The following is a 15,724-nucleotide window of genomic DNA, read 5'->3' as shown; positions in this document are numbered from 1 at the left end:
GGCTACCGATGTATTGTTGAACGCGAAATGTACAGCAAAGATCAACACGCCCTAGTTACTTCTTTGGTCAATGTTACTTACGAAGTTCATAATGCGTTGCTCTACTGACATTCTCATTCCGTCACCAGATAAGCTAACAGCCTCCGCAGGATAGAAATGTCCAAACCCTGGTACCCAAGCAAACGTGTTTTCAATTTGTTCTTGTTTATAGTGTTCAAGCAGAGGTGGATTGATCGAGAATGCAGCATGCAAATCATTCTGCCCTTGAAAGAGTAATACAGGGCTAGATGCTTCAAAATTGGTAGTGTTCTTTATGATGTCAAAGCCAGCAGGACCACCAGAAAGCATGAACGTACCAGCAACAGGTAACTTCATTCCATGAGCAACATTCAAGCTAGTTACAGCGCCAGCAGAGAATCCTCCCAATACTACCTTTGATGAATTGAATCCATATTCATTCGAGTTTTCTTTGATATAACCAACCGCATTACGTAAGTCTTCAGCAGCAGATAAAATCGCTTTATCAATGATCGATTTCTCAGAAGGGTTATTGAAGTCTAGCTGGTCATATCCTAATTGGTGTCTAACTAGGTTAATTTGCTGAGACATTGAACTAATACTTTCAAGGTCCAAATCTTCAGCCGTGTAACCAATGCCTGTCGGTAATGGATTTTCGGGAGCTAATCGATAATCTATTGCAAAACAAACATACCCTTGTTTTGCAAACCTTTGGCAATAGTCATTCATAGAAGTATCTTGCGCACCGCCAACATTGAAGCTTAAATCGGGCGAACCTTGATGAAACGCACCGCCAAATGTCATCACAATAGCTGTCTCTTTAATATGACTCTTGTCTGTAGGCTCAAATACGTTCATCCACAACTCTCTTGAATGAACTATCTCATCGGTTGTGACATTACCAAACCCATACGTTACCTTAGGCGTCATTTTGAAACCCAAGTCGGAACTAGCTTGGGAAGAGAATACAATTACCGCACTACTTAGGATAGCAATCGGTAGTCCTGCTTTAAATTTTGACATAGTTGACCTCGCATAAAAGTTTATGATTTTCGATATAAAGCTTATTACGAGAGTGCTATAGTAAAAAGACGCACTTGAGGGGGAATCCCCCCCTGTGTATAGATTATTTAAATGGGACTACATATGTTCACGAAAGATCAAATAGTTAGTTTTTGTGCAGTTTTCGATAAAGGCTCGTTTAGTGCAGGGGCTAGATTTTTAAATCGAGACAGAACAACTGTCCGTGAACATATTTCAGTTATGGAAGACAACATGAGGTTGCCTTTATTTGAAATGAAAGGCCGCTCAACTCTACCGACTTTAGCCGCAAAAAAACTATACCCAAGGGCAAAAATAATTGTAAGGCAAATAGAAGAGTTTGAACTTACAGCCCTTAACTCCTTTAACAATGACTTACTCATCATCAATATTAACCATGACACCACCATTCCTATATCATTGATTCATCATATCAACTCAGCCATAAGCAAAGACTTCCCAAACATCCAATTAAACTGGTTGCATCGAGGCCGAAAAGAAACCATTGACGAGCTGATTAGTGGTCAAGCTCATCTAGCATTAATGACAATCAAGATGTTAGTTCAACCAGAAAATGAAGTTAATTATATAAATCTTGGCCGAATACAACACAAAGTCTATGCCGGAGCAAAAAGTCACCTTGCAAATAGGATGGTAAAAATTTCTGATTTGAAACTGGAGAAACAATTTATCTACGAGCACTACTTCAATGCCTCGATTCAAGGGTCAAATATCTCTCCTCAATATCAGTTAGTCAGTACTAAGGACGTTTTAATTGAGTTACTAGAGAAGGATGGGTGGGCTGTTTTACCAACTGAACATGTAGAAAAACACTATTCGAAAGATTCAATCGTGGAGTTAGATGTATTCGAATTAGTGAATAGCCTTGATTACCACATTGGTATATTCTTCTCACCCTCACTAGAGCAGCATGATGTTATTTCTAATATTATGACAAAAATTAGAAACTACGCTGAAAAAGAATACAATTAGCAAGGTAAAATGCATTCACCCCAATAATTTGCAGGTTCTACAATCACCCCGCCATTTATAACTGCTGAATTTTAGTCGAATTGTGCACCCGAGAATTGAGTGGCAAAAAGTAGTAGCTCACATTTGGACAACAGCTTGTTTCCCAAATTATTCTCATGAATGTTACTGGTACCTAAACACGTTTCGGGGCAGAAGCGTTTTAGAGTAGTCGCACTAAGGCGCTCTTGTTCCATTTAGATTTGCTTATGCTCTTATTTCCCAACAGGTCAGTAGTATTGCAATAACAAATTACTACAAGATATTTCAGGCTTAACTCAAACAAATCTTATTATGTTAGGCTTTCAACTAAGCCTCTTAGAAGAATCATTGCCAGAAGTACATTATTGTAAAAAAACTCTTTTTAATCAGTGTATTAACCTTATTCTCAGCCTCAGCTCAAGCAGAGAAAACCCCTTACCTAGAGTGCGAAATAGAAAAGTCAACTTACATGACGCATGATGATAAAGTTATTGAAGTCCCGCCATTAGTATTCAGAGTTAAGCACGGTAATGATGAACCAACCGTTATGCTGCAAACTTAGTGGTTAGCTAAACTCCAGCATGCATGGGTTCATACTGTAGCCATAGATGGTAAAAGGCTAGAAAATGAGCACATGGGATTGACGTCGACGGTTACTCTTCCATGGAGGTACGAAATGAAGCCAGACCGTATTGTCCTGTATAGTGAATACGGTTACGAGTACACGGGAAACTACTTTACTAAAGCTATCAGACAAATGGTGATCGAACGTACGAGCGGTAATATTGTAATTTTTGACGATAAGGGTGGTGTAAATACTGAAGGCAGATGTGAAACAGTAAAAGTGAAGTTCTAAATCTGTGCCCCACGTTTTGTAAGTGACCTTCCACATTTGAAGCAGGAAAGCTGTTAGCTATGGACATCTCGCTTCTATCCCAAACAGTGGCATCAGTCTAGACTGTGGGGCGATACAAATAACCTCACCCTATAAGTACTAAAGAGTTGTCGTCGACTTTCCCGTATACCCATTAAAAAACCAGCTCAACATCCTACCGTCATCCTGACTCTCTGGGGTTTTACCATTGGGTTTTCCAAACATTGACTCTAGCACTCCACTCGCAGCAGTGTTAACTCGGCAACGAATGACATCTAGACTGTGATGTATGAATACCGAGTCTCCTCGAATGGATGTAGAATAACGGACGTACATTTTCCTTTCCGATGAAGTGTACCCGGATTTTTCTAATCTACTTGCTAGCAAATCTGCCTGTAATTTTGTTAAAGATAAAGAATTCATGATTATTGATTCGGTTAAAAACTCATGGGACAGTGTATCCATATGGAGACATTTAGCCTAATAGCTTATGTGATTATAAATGACGGTCTATAGAGGAAACTAATAAATGTTTGAGAGAATTGAAGATCTGACGTTTGTTAACTGGAAAGATTTTGGTGTGATTGTCGAAGAAAGTGCCAATGACACTGCTTTCACAACGATCAAAGATTACGCACAAACGATAGGTTTTATACTAGGCACCCGCGCTACTCGAGCCTCACAAGAATTGATGTCTTTAACGAAAATGTTCCCGTTTTCGGTTGTTAAAGGCAATCCCAATCAATATCCATATAGAGTCCTCGAAGCGATTTTTTTCACTGTTATCGTTACAGCAGAAGAACGAGATATCATCCTAGCGGCAACAGCTGAAAACGCGACCCAAAAAGCCAAAGAGAGAGCCTATAACGTTTTAGAACCTCTCTTAATTGAACCACCTAAGTTTCTTTTAAACTAAGACGCTTTTGTCCCAGATCGATTCGTGTAACCAGATGAAAATAATTACAAAAATGATCACTATTGCCCCGTAGAAGTTACTAGCTTTTTTCAAATGTCCTCTTGCAAATGATTGCGAGAAAGATGGAGATATTTGAATGAGCGATGCACCAGAAGATAGTGATAATTTAAGTCTGCGGAAAGTGAGATAGAATGGTTAGCGCGTGCCAATCCATTCAATTCTACATATGAGATTATTATGAAAAACTCTACAATCAAAGCTATTATTGCTCTTTTGTTCTGCGTTGGTGCCACAAAGATCTATGCTAGTGAAGAATGGGGATATATAGCAAATGACCATTATGAATGTGAAAATGATCACATGGCGATTAATACATCAAAGGGTTGGTTATTAGCTGAGGCCTACCCTCCATACTCTGGCTTGAATTCAGGCTCTTACATCAAAGGCAATCTGCGTCAATATGGATTTCAAGACGTTTTAGTGTTTAAAAATGAACATGACTCGTCTCCTTCAAGCGCAAGGATCTATATTGATAATTACTGGATGAGTGATGAAGATGCTGGGCGATATTGCTACTCCGGTGAGGACCTGTAGGTTACTTCAAAACTATCCTGACTACTTCTATCCGGCTTGAATCGTATGCTTGGAAAGCCTTCACTCTGCTGTTCTCAAACTTGCTTTTGTCCCGAAGCGAATCATCACGGGCGCACACCTTGATGCTTGTCTTGAAATTAACGATACAGAGACTTGGTCGACTCTCTGACGATTAGATCAATGGGTGGCAGTCGAGCTTCATGCCGTTCGCCAGATAACAAGTTCAAGATCGACTGAGCACACACTTCACCAATCTCTTCAATCGGCTGTCTCAGCGTCGTCAGGGCTGGCGTGAAATACTTAGACGTCGGCAAGTCATCAAAGCCAATCACAGACACATCTTCTGGCACTTTATAACCGTGGTCAGACAGCGCCTTAATCGCACCGTAAGCCGTTTGGTCATTTGCAGCAAACAAGGCGGAGAAGTGAACCTTCGACTCTATCAATTCAACGGTTTTCTCATAACCAGATTCACTACTGAAATCACCTTGTTTAACGAGTTTTGGCATCACTTTAATGCCCGCCTCTTGAAGTGCTTTCTTATAGCCTTCAAAGCGATTTCCCGAATCAGGTTGACTTGAAAGCCCCTTAATATGAGCAATATTCACATGCCCTTGTTGCAGTAAATGTAAGGTTGCCATGTAGCCGCCCAACACGTTATCAATGTTGATGGAGCGGACGTTATTCTCAACAAAATCGTAGCCAACCATCACGATAGGAATGTCTTGTGCATACTTGGCAATTTCTTCCTGAGTAATGCTTCCTGTCACGATGATCATGCCATCCACGTTGCTTTTTGCGAGATACTCCAACGCGTGCATTTCTAACTTTTTCTGCCAATGCCCTGTCGCGATCACTAACGAATAGCCTTGAGCGATCAGCGTTTTTTCCATGTCGTTGAGGATACGACTGGTGTAGGGGCTATCAGGGTGTTGCACCAAGACACCAATAGTGAGCGAGCGTCGGTTGGTGTTTTCTTGCATTTGGAAGTTAGGTTTGTAGCCCGTGTCTTTAATGGCTTGCTCAATGTTTTGGCTTTTATCATCAGACACATAAGTGGTTCGATTAAGGAAGCGAGACACGGTGCTGGGAGAAACGCCAGCCAGTCTTGCTACATCGTATACTGTTGTTTTTTTTGTTTTAGTGCGCATCTCGAATCCCTAATCAAGTGACATTCGGGGAGCTTTAAGCTCCCCATCAGTTTCAACCTGCATACCACTGCTTTAGCTGAAAATCGTGTCATTAAGTTAATACAAGTAGGCGAAGATCATCCCCGGTCTAAAGTAGCGACCAGCCGTATATTTCAAGCCAGTGCTCAGTAGCCATTTGTGCAAGCCAGCCAGCTTTTCTAGCGGGATTTCACCGCTCACCATTTTAACAAAATTATCAGTATCTTTCGTCAAGGTTGGATTAATCCGACCGTCAGACAGCACACAGTTTTGACATTTAAGTACACTTAGCCAGTTTTTCGCATCATTTTGTGTCAACTTAAAGACTTCCATAAGATCTTTCTCATTGACAGACACAGAGCAGTTGAACCCTTCTGGCGCTGCAAATGGAATTTTTGAATAGTCATACAGCGCGGTATACACGGTATCCATCAATGTTTCTGCTTGCTGAGATTTACCCGCCAGACTCAACGCCGTTGCGACACTAAACTGCACACCAATCCATACGTCTTGTGCTTGGAACGCTTCATGCGGCGAACCATCGGCCAACGTCATATTCGCAACCCCAAGCTTAGGGCTGTTAATCTCAAAGTTGTGCTTATAAACATAGTCTAGTGCGCGTTGGATGTTCTCTTGCGGGAAAATACCGTCTAAGCCGATGAGCTTTAGGTAGCTGTCGGCCAACAAGGCATCACCAAAACTGTTGTCAGAATCTGGCACTAAATCTAAGTATTCTTGAGTAAAGGCTTGTGGCGCCGTCTCACTCAGCAAGCGTTTCTTAGAGACTCTTTGAGATACTTTACTGATGCTAATGGAAGTATCCCTTTCATTGAGATAGGTATTGAGCGTGTTCTTGTCAGCAATCGCATCGCCAGTCAATGAAAGCCCTAAGGTTTCCAGAGCTTGATAGCCTTCACCTGTTAAATGCTTGGCTTGAACTGGCGTCACGAAGAAGTGGTAGTAACCCTCTTTGTCATCCCACAAGCTTTGCTCAACGGTTGCCAACGCCTTTTTAGAACGCGTTAAGTAACCGCTAGCTAGCTCGCTTTCACCCATCAATTGTGCAAGTTCGCTCGCGGCTTGCAGGCCAGCAACCCACAGGCTCGCACAATAAATAGAGATGCCGTGAGAAGCTAGGTTATCAAAGGTATCGTCTGTGCCTCGGGTTAATGGTAAATCGTCACCCTCAGCAATCAAATTCGATAAAAAATCGATGCTTTCAGTTACCGCTTGCCAGCACTCATTAACCACAGAGAGATCCTGGGTGTTTTGATAATGGCGGTACACCATCAGAATGTATTTCGGCGCTAAGTCCTTCCACTCTTTCACGTTGTGCCAACTGTAAGCATCGGGCTGAATGTCGAATGGGCTGCCTAAGTCGTGGATTACCGCACCTCGAATAGCACGTACACCTTGATACTTTTCATCAATCAATTCGGCATTAGGCGTCGCTTCGTATTCCCAGTAGCGGCGCTGAGTGAAGTCTTCCGCCAAAATGGCCTTAGAAAACTCTTTCATCACACAGCCATCAAGCTCAGGCAATAAATAAAGCAGAGAGAAAGATCCGTAGAAGTACACATCCAGAGAGTTAAAGAATGGGTAGTCGACACACTCTTTTACCAAGAACTTATCTTCTTTGTCCCATACCGTTGATTCCGCCAAGAACGACAATGAGTTCATCGCCATCGTTGCATAGCGAAGTGCCGATTCAGGCTGCGAGATCTTGCTTTGAGCTTGCTCTAGGAAAGCGGTTTGTTGTGCGACGATCTGCTGCTCAATCGCTTCGAGCTTAGGCAACATGTCTTCTAACATAGGTAATGCAGGCTTTACTTGCGGGTAGAATTGCGTGTAAGCCTTATCTGAGTGCCAACCATTAAGCATGACTTTGCTGTGTGCCATCACCTGTGCAAAACGCAGGTCAACAGACTCGCCAGGTTCCAATTCAACCTGAACCACCACCAATGCGCTCAACGCTTCACGTCCTGTGTAAATGCCGGTTTGGAATTCCGCGTTGGTACGGCCTGTTTTCAGTGCGAACTCTGTTTGCTGAGCAGTCTTAGAGGTATAAAGCGTTGGTTTGACAGAAATCGCAACCTTACCAGATTCAGTCAAATGGTTATCTGCTTGAACACCAAACACCACTTCGCCTTCAATATCGCTTTGATAAGGCGATTGGCTAGACAATTGAACACCCGTAAAGCTGCCGCTTTCACCCTTTAAGTTAACCACTTCATGCTGCTGAGCAATCGGATTTTGAGACAAGGTACATGCCGAATCCTGAATACCATCACGGCCTTTCTGGTAGGTTGAGCCAATCAAGTTTTGAAGCGGCTGAGCAAGCGTAATCACGCGTGGTTGCGATGAGTTATTGGTTAATTCGAAGTGATTCCAGTGCATCGGTAAAGAGCAAAGGCGTTTGTTCTCTTTAACGATCGGAGAGACGACCTTACGCTTTATATTAATATCTTCGAAGCTACTGTATTTATATTCAGCTAATGGATACAAAGCTTGATATTCTATATCCTTGCCATTAACACTATCTATATCACGGCCATTGATATTATCCATATCATTATTATCACCCGCAGTAAGTGATAATAATCTCGTTGTATCATTTATTAATAAACCATTAAAGAAATCTAAGGCTACATATAATTGACAAATAGTTGAACCTGAATCTTCTTCAATCAACAATTGAGTCTTATTTGAAAATTCAACGTTCCATTTTGTAAAGTTAGCTTTATTTTCTTGGTAGAAGCGACCATTTTTTAATGCTGTTTGAATGAGACTAATCGCATTCGACATTTCTCTACTTTCAATCTTTTTGCCATCAAACAAAGCAGGATAGAAGTTCAGGTGAAAGCTTAGCTCTTGTTCATTAAGAACTTGCAGCGTGTCGATGGTTGGCACATTCATCACTGACGCATAAAAATCATTAAAATTAATAACTTGCTCTGAACAATCGACAAAGATTCCCGGAATAAAGCTGAAGTTAGGCGTGTTGCCGTTTGGTGTGAGTGTAAATGTGTTACCAATTCCGCCGACTGCCATACCGGTATTTTCTGGCGTGGTCGAAATTGGCGTGTACCAAGGTTGAATAAATTCAACTGCATCACCTTTTTTACACAAGTGTTCTGAATTTCCTGAGTAGCTCGTATATGGAATTTTATTATTCATGTTAAAACCGCCATTGAATATTTTTTTCTTCTTGTTAATATCTTTCAAAAATGGAGACATCAACATGTTTAAAATTATAAATGAAAAATTTGGAAAAATTGACTCTGTCACATTAATAAATCAGCAGCATGGTATAGAACTTCAAATAATCAATGGGTTTGGTGCTGTTATAAATAAATACATTGTAAATAACAATCCATTCTCTTTTATTTGTGGCTATCAGAATTATGATGAACTGATCAACCAACATCCGTTCTTTTCCCGCAGTGCTAAATTATTCCCTTTTCCAAATCGTTTAAACTTAGGTCGCTACAGTTTCGACAACCAAAACCATCAACTCCCAGCTAACTTCCCTTGGTCTGATCACGCCGTACATGGCCTGCTCTACAACCAACCTTTTTCAATCACAAACAGCGTAGCCACTGAAAAATCTGCCAGTGTGACGTTGCAGTATCAAACGTCGTCTTTGCATCCTGCTTTCCCGTTTGCGTTCAACCTTGAAGTCACCTTAACTATCGACATCACGGGTAGACTCTCTTCCTCAACGACCGTCTCTAATCTGGGTGATTTCGCCTTCCCATTCGGTGATGCTTGGCACCCTTATTTCTCGCTCGGCAATGACCTAGAACAGTGTGAATTGACTATGTCGCCTTGCACTGAGGTCGTACATGAGACCGACCTACCCAATGGTGAAAAGCACGCTTTTGACCGTTTGTCTTTGGACGATTCACTCACCAATCAAAGCTTAAATCATTGCTTTGAATTTGATTGCAAGACAACCAATCAACTTGCGTTTACGCGCTCAGATTCGTCTGCCGCAATTCGCTACCAACAAGATGAAAGCTACCCATTCGTTCAGCTTTACACGCCAACGAGCGAGCAAAGTATTGCAATAGAACCAATGACTTGCCCAGCCGACGCATTCAATAACCAGATTGGCTTATTAACGCTTAGCCCGAACCAGTCTCAAACCTTCACTTGGCAATGCCAAGCCACCTATCAACCAAAATAACCAAACGAAAGAGCAATAAAGGGCGCATAAAGCGCCCTTCTCTTTGTTAACCTAAAACCACTTCTACCGTGTGCTCACCCGATGTAAATACCGGTGCTTTGTTGCCTGAAATCAGGTCACCATTGACCTTCATCTCAACCACGCCCTTACATACGTTATTCGGGTTCGTGACATGAATATAATAAGTCGCACCACGGAACTGACGACGAACTTTGAACTCTGGCCACTCTGCCGGAATACAAGGGTCCACCAGCAAGCCATCAATTTCAGGTCGAACACCTAGAATCCACTGCGTACCTGCCACGTATGTCCAAGATGAAGTACCCGACAGCCATGCATTACGACCTAGGCCGAACTGTTTATGTTCGTCGCCCAAGATGTTTTGCGGGTAGCAGTATGGCTCCGATTCAAAGGTATCAATATCGTCGTTCTTAGAAGCCGGATTAATTTGACGGTAGTACTCATAAGCACGCTCGCCGTTGCCCATTTTCGCTTCCGCGATCATCACCCATGGGTTTGAATGCAGGAAGATACCGCCGTTCTCTTTCGCACCCGGTGGATATGTCGAAACGCCACCAAGTTGTGGATCAAAGCCGTTGTAGCCTGGAGTTGAAAGCTTGATACCATTGGTCGTGTTCAGCTTGTTGTAAACCGAATCTAGCGCTTGCGTTGCACGCTCTTGTGTTGCGAAACCAGAAATCACAGGCCAGCTTTGACCGTTGGTGTAGATCTGACCTTGCTCGTTCTTGTGAGAACCAATTGGCAGGCCTTGCTCATCAAAGTAACGCACAAACCATTCGCCATCCCAGCCACATTCATTGACTGTGCTCTGCATCTGTTGATACTGATCTTTAAACTTAGCTGTCAGTTGCGCTTCGCCACGCAGATCACACAAGTCCAACATGTCGAGCAATGCTTTGCCGTACATGTTCGCCACCATCATCGACTCAGCACCCGTTGGTAGGTTCACCGTGTCGTTCCAGTCAGCAAAACCTAGCAACGGTAGGCCATGCTCACCGGTGTTGGTGTACGTAAATTCAATCGCGCGGCATAGGTGATCCCAAACCGTTCCCGTTTCAACTGGGTTACCCGCTTTGTCTTTTTGATAGAACGGGATCTCTTTATTCAAGAAGTCTGCATTGCCCGTTTCTTTCACATATTGAGTCACCGCGTAGATGATCCACAGGTGATCATCACCGTAGTAATCAGGGCGATCTTCTTCTTCACGAGAGTCACCCGCGTTCGCTTCCATGGTTGATGGGAAGAACTGGTGCATCGCAGAACCGTTGGTGTTTTGCACAGACAACAGACGCTCGATAAACTCACGCGCCTCTTCCGGCATGTGAGTAATTACGCCTAAAGTATCTTGCGAAGAATCACGGAAACCGATACCTCGAGCACCATAGCCAAGCTGGTACAGAGACAGGTAACGAGACCAGTTTTTGGTTGTGTGGCATTGACGTGGGTTATGTACGTTAAGCATCGAGTTCATTGCCGGATCTGGCGTTTCAACCTGAACCGCTTGTAGGTAGCCATCCCAGTGTTCAGCCAGTTCAGCGAAAGCCGAGTCAACCACTTGGTGGTCGCGATATTTAGCTAATAGAGGCAATGCTACTTCTAGACTCTGTTCTTGTGCGATTTGTACAACAGTGCGTTCTGTCTGCTCCGGAGATAACCAACCAAGGCGAAGGTTAAGTGCACCAATGTTGTCGCCACGCAAACACTCGGTGTTGCCTAATTCATCATTGTTTAGTGCTTCTGGCGCTGCCCATGTACCGTAACCCAAATTGCCTAAGAACGATTGGCGATCACCATCAAACGACGTCGCAGGGCGATCCGCTGTCATCAGGTTTACTGCATAGTCACGCTTCATGAAAGCATACTGCTCAAGCACGGTATGGCCCGATTCTTGTTGGTGCGCTTTAAGCGTCATGGTCTGTGGAACCCAATCCGCATTCAATAGCTGCTTAAGTGCATCGAAGTGCGTGAATTCATACACAGGCACCACATCAACATGCAGCGCTTTGTCTGAAATGTTGGTGACCTTGATGTCTTGTAGCAGCACTTGGTCAGCTTTTGGTACAAAGAAGGTCGCTTCACAACGCACACCAAAGGCTTCTGTAATGATAGTGGTGTAAGACAAACCGGTGTGGTTTTCAAACTGATCAAGCGGCTTCAGAGTCGGCGTGTAAAAAGGTGAGAACACCTCTACGTTGCCCGCTTCATCACGCACTTTTAGGTAAAGGGTCGAGCCTTTAAAATCAGAGTTTGGCAGTTGTGCAATGTACTTAGTGATACGGTTGAGTGCCGGATCGCCCTTACACAACAGCACACCGCCGTTGCTATCAACAATGCCACCGAAATCTAATGTGCCGACATAGTTACACCATTTGATCGGTGTGCACGGTGTGGTTGCTACGTATTCTTTGTTTTTATCGTCAAAATATCCGAATTTCATCATCACTATCCCTAGCCCCTCCCAAATCAGGAGGAGCCAAAACAATTTGTCGTAAGTTAGTTGGTGTCAGCTCAATGGCTGAATTAAATTGACTGGCTAGCTTGTAATTGACTAGCTCGCTAGCGAGTTCTCACTCAGTGCGTCAAACAGGTGGAAAGCATCCAAGTCCAAGTAAAGTGTCAACTCTTTCACATCCACTTCAGCGGCTTGGGTTTCAACCATCAGCGGTTGACCACCAATTTCTGTTTTCAGAAGAATGCTCGCGCCAAGTAGTTCCTTGTCTTTAATTTTCACAGGGAATGGCAGTACGCGATCGTGGTCGACTTGCTCAGCACGAAGGTGGATATCTGTTGGACGAACACCAAAGTGAAGCGCTAAGTTTTTAGAGGCCAGAGACTTAAAGCGATCTGGCAGTGGGATATGAACATCGCCAAGTTCAACAAAGTATTCGCCTTCTTTTTCAATCAGTTTGGCTTCCAACATGTTCATTGATGGGTTACCAATGAATTGCGCGACAAACTTGTTAGCCGGGCGTTGGAACACTTCCGTTGGCGTACCAACTTGAGCAACATAACCATCTTTCAAGATCACGATGCGATCCGCCAATGTCATCGCTTCGATTTGATCGTGGGTCACGTAGATCGTGGTGGTTTTAAGCTCGCGGTGTAAGTATTTGATCTCTTCACGCATCACGCCACGCAGTTTGGCATCGAGGTTAGATAGCGGCTCATCAAACAAGAAAACCTTCGGCGTACGAACCATTGCGCGGCCCATTGCTACACGCTGACGCTGACCACCAGAAAGCTCTTTTGGCTTACGGTTCAGTAGCGGATCAAGCTCTAGCATTTTCGCCGCTTTTAGCACTTCTACGTCGATTTCTGCTTTTGGCATGCCCTTCAGTTTAAGAGCAAATGCGATGTTCTCGTATACCGTCATGTGCGGATACAGTGCGTAGCTTTGGAATACCATCGCTAAATCACGGTCTTTCGCGTCGACTTTATTCATCAGCTTGCCGCCAACTACAATGTCACCAGAACTGATGCTTTCAAGGCCAGCTAGCATGCGTAGCGTTGTCGATTTACCACAGCCAGATGGGCCAAGGAAAACCACGAACTCACCGTCTTCAACCGTAAAATCAAACTCTTTGACGACTTCAACATCACCGAATGATTTTTTGATGTTCTTAAATTCTACTTTAGCCATTATCTGTTCTCCTCAGCGCGCTCTAGAAGCATGTTTCGGTACGCAATCGCGCTCTGTTTCAGTGTTCTTTCTTGGGTGGTGTAATCAACATGGACGATGCCAAAGCGTTGGCAGTAGCCGAATGCCCACTCAAAGTTATCCATCAGACTCCACGCAAAGTAGCCATCGACTTTCACACCCGCTTCAACTGCGTTGTGCACCGCTTCGATGTGGCCTTGGAAGTAACGAACACGTTGGTCATCCATCACTTGTCCGTTAACACGCTCGTCGTTACCTGCTGCACCATTCTCTGTAATGTAGATAGGCGGCATATTTTCGTAACGAGCATCCAGTCTTACCAATAAGTCGGTTAAACCTTGTGGGTTGATCTCCCAGCCGATGTAAGTGTGTTCAGCGTCAGTCTGTTTTACTGATTCAATGTCGCCGTTCTCGTTGAAGCGAGCGACATTGCGTGTGTAGTAATTGATACCGATGTAATCAACTGGTGCACTGATGATGTCTAGATCGCCTTCTAGAATCATCGGCATGTTCATCGCTTGGCGCTCGACAACTAGCTGTGGGTATTCACCTTTCAGTACAGGGTCGATGAACCAGTGGTAGTTCTCTGCTTCACAGTAGTCTGCAGCGCCTTGATCTTGCGGTGTCAGTGGGTAAGCCGGAGTCGCGTTAAATACCACACCATGCTTAGCATGAGGCGCGTTCTTACGAAGAATCGGCATTGCCAAACCGTGTGCCAGCATTAAGTGGTGAGACGCTAGGTAGCCCTCTTTCTCACCCTTGATGCCTGGCGCATGCTCGCCCCAGCGGTAGCCTAGGAATGCAGACACAAACGGTTCATTCAGCGTGGTGTACACATCGATATTGTCACCAAAGTATTTACTCACCACTTCTGCGTATTCTGCGAATTTGTAAGACGTTTCTCGGTTTAACCAGCCGCCCTTGTCTTCAAGGTATTGCGGAAGATCCCAGTGGTACAAAGTCACATACACTTTCATGCCACGAGCATGACATTCATCGATGATCTGCTCGTAAAACTCTAGGCCTTGCTGATTCACGACACCGTCTTGTGGCAGGATGCGCGGCCATGCAATAGAGAGACGGTAAGCATCAACGCCTAAGCCTTGAATCATCTCGATATCTTGTTGCCATAAGTGGTAGTGGTCACACGCCACATCACCACTGTCGCCGTTATCGACCTTGCCCGGCGTCTTACAGAAAGTGTCCCAGATAGACGGTGTACGACCGCCCTCTTCAACGCCGCCTTCAATTTGGTATGAAGATGTCGCGACACCGAATACAAATTCCTTACTGCGTAACTTTGAATCACTTGGAAGTTGATATTTATTCATTGTTATAACCCTTAAACCTAACCTTTGACTGCGCCGGACGTTAAACCACTGATCATCTGTTTCGATGCGAACAAGTAAGTAATCACGAGCGGTAAAATAGAAATTGTGGTACCTAGCATTACCGCGCCCCATGGCGTATTCGGAATACCTTGAACACTTCGAAGTGCTTGCGTAATAACATAGTTATCTGGGTTGTTTAGCACCACAAGAGGCTGCATAAACATATTCCAGAAGAAGACGAACTGCACGATAGCAAGTGTTGCTAATGCTGGCTTCATCAGTGGCAGTACCACACTCCAGTACGTTCTGAACTCACCTGCACCATCCAACTTCGCTGCTTCTAACAGCTCTTTAGGAATCGATGCAATCACGTGCTGACGCATCAAGAAGATACCAAACGGCGTGGTTGTGAACGGTAGCCATACCGCCATGTGGTTATCCAACAAGCCTAAGAATTTCACGATCATGAAGTAAGGGATCAGGCTAAGCACTGGCGGAATCGCCATTGAGCCAACCAACATGCCAAACAACACGTTCTTACCGCGAAACTTAAACACAGCAAACGCGTAACCACCCATGCTACAAAACAGCAGCGAGATGGTTGTGCCCAAGAAAGCCACGTAAATCGAGTTAAACATCGCTTTCCAAAACGGCATGATTTCTAGCAGTTTTGCGTAGTTCACCATTAGGCTGTCGCCAATCGCAAAGCTGATGCCCGAGCCGAAGATCTCCGAGCGGTCACGTGTTGAAAGCAGTGCTGACCACACAAACGGGAACACCGTAATGATTGCGGAAACAATCAGTAATATGCCGAGCATGACCATCAAGATCTTAGTCATGATGTACATGGTGCGTTCGCTTGGCATTAGGCCACTTAATGGTGAGGTATTTGTCTTAATTGA

Annotated in this window: 12 protein-coding genes; 5 read left to right on the top strand and 7 right to left on the bottom strand. The window is 44.1% G+C overall.

The window, feature by feature from the left end; translation table 11 throughout:
- Positions 1 to 51: 51 nt before the first annotated feature.
- Positions 52 to 1,041, bottom strand: coding sequence for an alpha/beta hydrolase (locus AB6E78_RS14270; protein ID WP_371713928.1), 990 nt, complete (start codon positions 1,039 to 1,041; stop codon positions 52 to 54).
- A 123-nt stretch (positions 1,042 to 1,164) separates the two neighbouring features.
- Here AB6E78_RS14270 and AB6E78_RS14265 point away from each other — a divergent pair, with 123 nt between their 5' ends.
- From AB6E78_RS14265 to AB6E78_RS14250, 4 genes are all read left to right on the top strand, one after another.
- The gene (locus tag AB6E78_RS14265; protein ID WP_372074983.1) at positions 1,165 to 2,052 is read left to right on the top strand and encodes a LysR family transcriptional regulator; all 888 of its coding nucleotides are present in this window, start codon (positions 1,165 to 1,167) and stop codon (positions 2,050 to 2,052) included.
- Between the two features lie 694 nt (positions 2,053 to 2,746).
- Positions 2,747 to 2,926, top strand: coding sequence for a hypothetical protein (locus tag AB6E78_RS14260; RefSeq protein WP_102257651.1), 180 nt, complete (start codon positions 2,747 to 2,749; stop codon positions 2,924 to 2,926).
- Between the two features lie 547 nt (positions 2,927 to 3,473).
- Positions 3,474 to 3,860, top strand: a complete 387-nt coding sequence (locus tag AB6E78_RS14255; RefSeq protein WP_102257652.1) for a hypothetical protein — start codon at positions 3,474 to 3,476, stop codon at positions 3,858 to 3,860.
- A gap of 237 nt (positions 3,861 to 4,097) precedes the next feature.
- Positions 4,098 to 4,454: a hypothetical protein gene (locus AB6E78_RS14250; protein ID WP_372112105.1), complete on the top strand. Its 357-nt coding sequence runs from the start codon at positions 4,098 to 4,100 to the stop codon at positions 4,452 to 4,454.
- A 137-nt stretch (positions 4,455 to 4,591) separates the two neighbouring features.
- Here AB6E78_RS14250 and AB6E78_RS14245 read toward each other — a convergent pair whose 3' ends face one another.
- Together AB6E78_RS14245 and AB6E78_RS14240 are read right to left on the bottom strand one after the other, a co-directional pair.
- Positions 4,592 to 5,605, bottom strand: a complete 1,014-nt coding sequence (locus tag AB6E78_RS14245; RefSeq protein WP_004732795.1) for a LacI family DNA-binding transcriptional regulator — start codon at positions 5,603 to 5,605, stop codon at positions 4,592 to 4,594.
- 96 nt (positions 5,606 to 5,701) lie between these two features.
- On the bottom strand, positions 5,702 to 8,800 hold the full coding sequence (locus AB6E78_RS14240) for a GH116 family glycosyl hydrolase (protein WP_372133845.1): 3,099 nt from the start codon (positions 8,798 to 8,800) through the stop codon (positions 5,702 to 5,704).
- Between the two features lie 64 nt (positions 8,801 to 8,864).
- On the opposite strand from AB6E78_RS14240, the gene AB6E78_RS14235 reads away from it, so the two are divergent.
- Positions 8,865 to 9,812: an aldose 1-epimerase gene (locus AB6E78_RS14235; protein ID WP_372133844.1), complete on the top strand. Its 948-nt coding sequence runs from the start codon at positions 8,865 to 8,867 to the stop codon at positions 9,810 to 9,812.
- Between the two features lie 46 nt (positions 9,813 to 9,858).
- Here the strand turns inward: AB6E78_RS14235 and AB6E78_RS14230 are convergent, their stop codons facing one another.
- The 4 genes from AB6E78_RS14230 to AB6E78_RS14215 all read right to left on the bottom strand — a co-directional run bounded on the left by AB6E78_RS14230 (position 9,859) and on the right by AB6E78_RS14215 (position 15,688).
- Positions 9,859 to 12,273, bottom strand: coding sequence for a GH36-type glycosyl hydrolase domain-containing protein (locus tag AB6E78_RS14230; protein WP_372133843.1), 2,415 nt, complete (start codon positions 12,271 to 12,273; stop codon positions 9,859 to 9,861).
- 108 nt (positions 12,274 to 12,381) lie between these two features.
- The gene (locus tag AB6E78_RS14225) at positions 12,382 to 13,473 is read right to left on the bottom strand and encodes an ABC transporter ATP-binding protein (protein WP_372133842.1); all 1,092 of its coding nucleotides are present in this window, start codon (positions 13,471 to 13,473) and stop codon (positions 12,382 to 12,384) included.
- Positions 13,473 to 14,822: a GH1 family beta-glucosidase gene (locus AB6E78_RS14220; protein ID WP_372133841.1), complete on the bottom strand. Its 1,350-nt coding sequence runs from the start codon at positions 14,820 to 14,822 to the stop codon at positions 13,473 to 13,475. Before AB6E78_RS14220 ends, AB6E78_RS14225 begins: the two co-directional genes overlap by 1 nt.
- Positions 14,823 to 14,839: 17 nt before the next feature.
- Positions 14,840 to 15,688, bottom strand: coding sequence for a carbohydrate ABC transporter permease (locus AB6E78_RS14215; protein WP_017061568.1), 849 nt, complete (start codon positions 15,686 to 15,688; stop codon positions 14,840 to 14,842).
- Between the last annotated feature and the right edge of the window lie 36 nt (positions 15,689 to 15,724).

Source organism: Vibrio sp. 10N.247.310.98 (assembly GCF_041467395.1).
Taxonomy (GTDB): Bacteria; Pseudomonadota; Gammaproteobacteria; order Enterobacterales; family Vibrionaceae; genus Vibrio; species Vibrio crassostreae_C.
The sequence above is the reverse complement of the archived record's forward strand: the minus strand, read 5'-3'. Positions and strand labels throughout refer to the sequence as shown.

What these genes read in the sequence shown, in the direction of transcription:
- AB6E78_RS14270 (WP_371713928.1), bottom strand. Translation starts at nt 1,041, where the DNA reads ATGTCAAAATTTAAAGCAGGACTACCGATTGCTATCCTAAGTAGTGCG.
- AB6E78_RS14265 (WP_372074983.1), top strand. Translation starts at nt 1,165, where the DNA reads ATGTTCACGAAAGATCAAATAGTTAGTTTTTGTGCAGTTTTCGATAAA.
- AB6E78_RS14260 (WP_102257651.1), top strand. Translation starts at nt 2,747, where the DNA reads ATGAAGCCAGACCGTATTGTCCTGTATAGTGAATACGGTTACGAGTAC.
- AB6E78_RS14255 (WP_102257652.1), top strand. Translation starts at nt 3,474, where the DNA reads ATGTTTGAGAGAATTGAAGATCTGACGTTTGTTAACTGGAAAGATTTT.
- AB6E78_RS14250 (WP_372112105.1), top strand. Translation starts at nt 4,098, where the DNA reads ATGAAAAACTCTACAATCAAAGCTATTATTGCTCTTTTGTTCTGCGTT.
- AB6E78_RS14245 (WP_004732795.1), bottom strand. Translation starts at nt 5,605, where the DNA reads ATGCGCACTAAAACAAAAAAAACAACAGTATACGATGTAGCAAGACTG.
- AB6E78_RS14240 (WP_372133845.1), bottom strand. Translation starts at nt 8,800, where the DNA reads ATGAATAATAAAATTCCATATACGAGCTACTCAGGAAATTCAGAACAC.
- AB6E78_RS14235 (WP_372133844.1), top strand. Translation starts at nt 8,865, where the DNA reads ATGTTTAAAATTATAAATGAAAAATTTGGAAAAATTGACTCTGTCACA.
- AB6E78_RS14230 (WP_372133843.1), bottom strand. Translation starts at nt 12,273, where the DNA reads ATGATGAAATTCGGATATTTTGACGATAAAAACAAAGAATACGTAGCA.
- AB6E78_RS14225 (WP_372133842.1), bottom strand. Translation starts at nt 13,473, where the DNA reads ATGGCTAAAGTAGAATTTAAGAACATCAAAAAATCATTCGGTGATGTT.
- AB6E78_RS14220 (WP_372133841.1), bottom strand. Translation starts at nt 14,822, where the DNA reads ATGAATAAATATCAACTTCCAAGTGATTCAAAGTTACGCAGTAAGGAA.
- AB6E78_RS14215 (WP_017061568.1), bottom strand. Translation starts at nt 15,688, where the DNA reads ATGCCAAGCGAACGCACCATGTACATCATGACTAAGATCTTGATGGTC.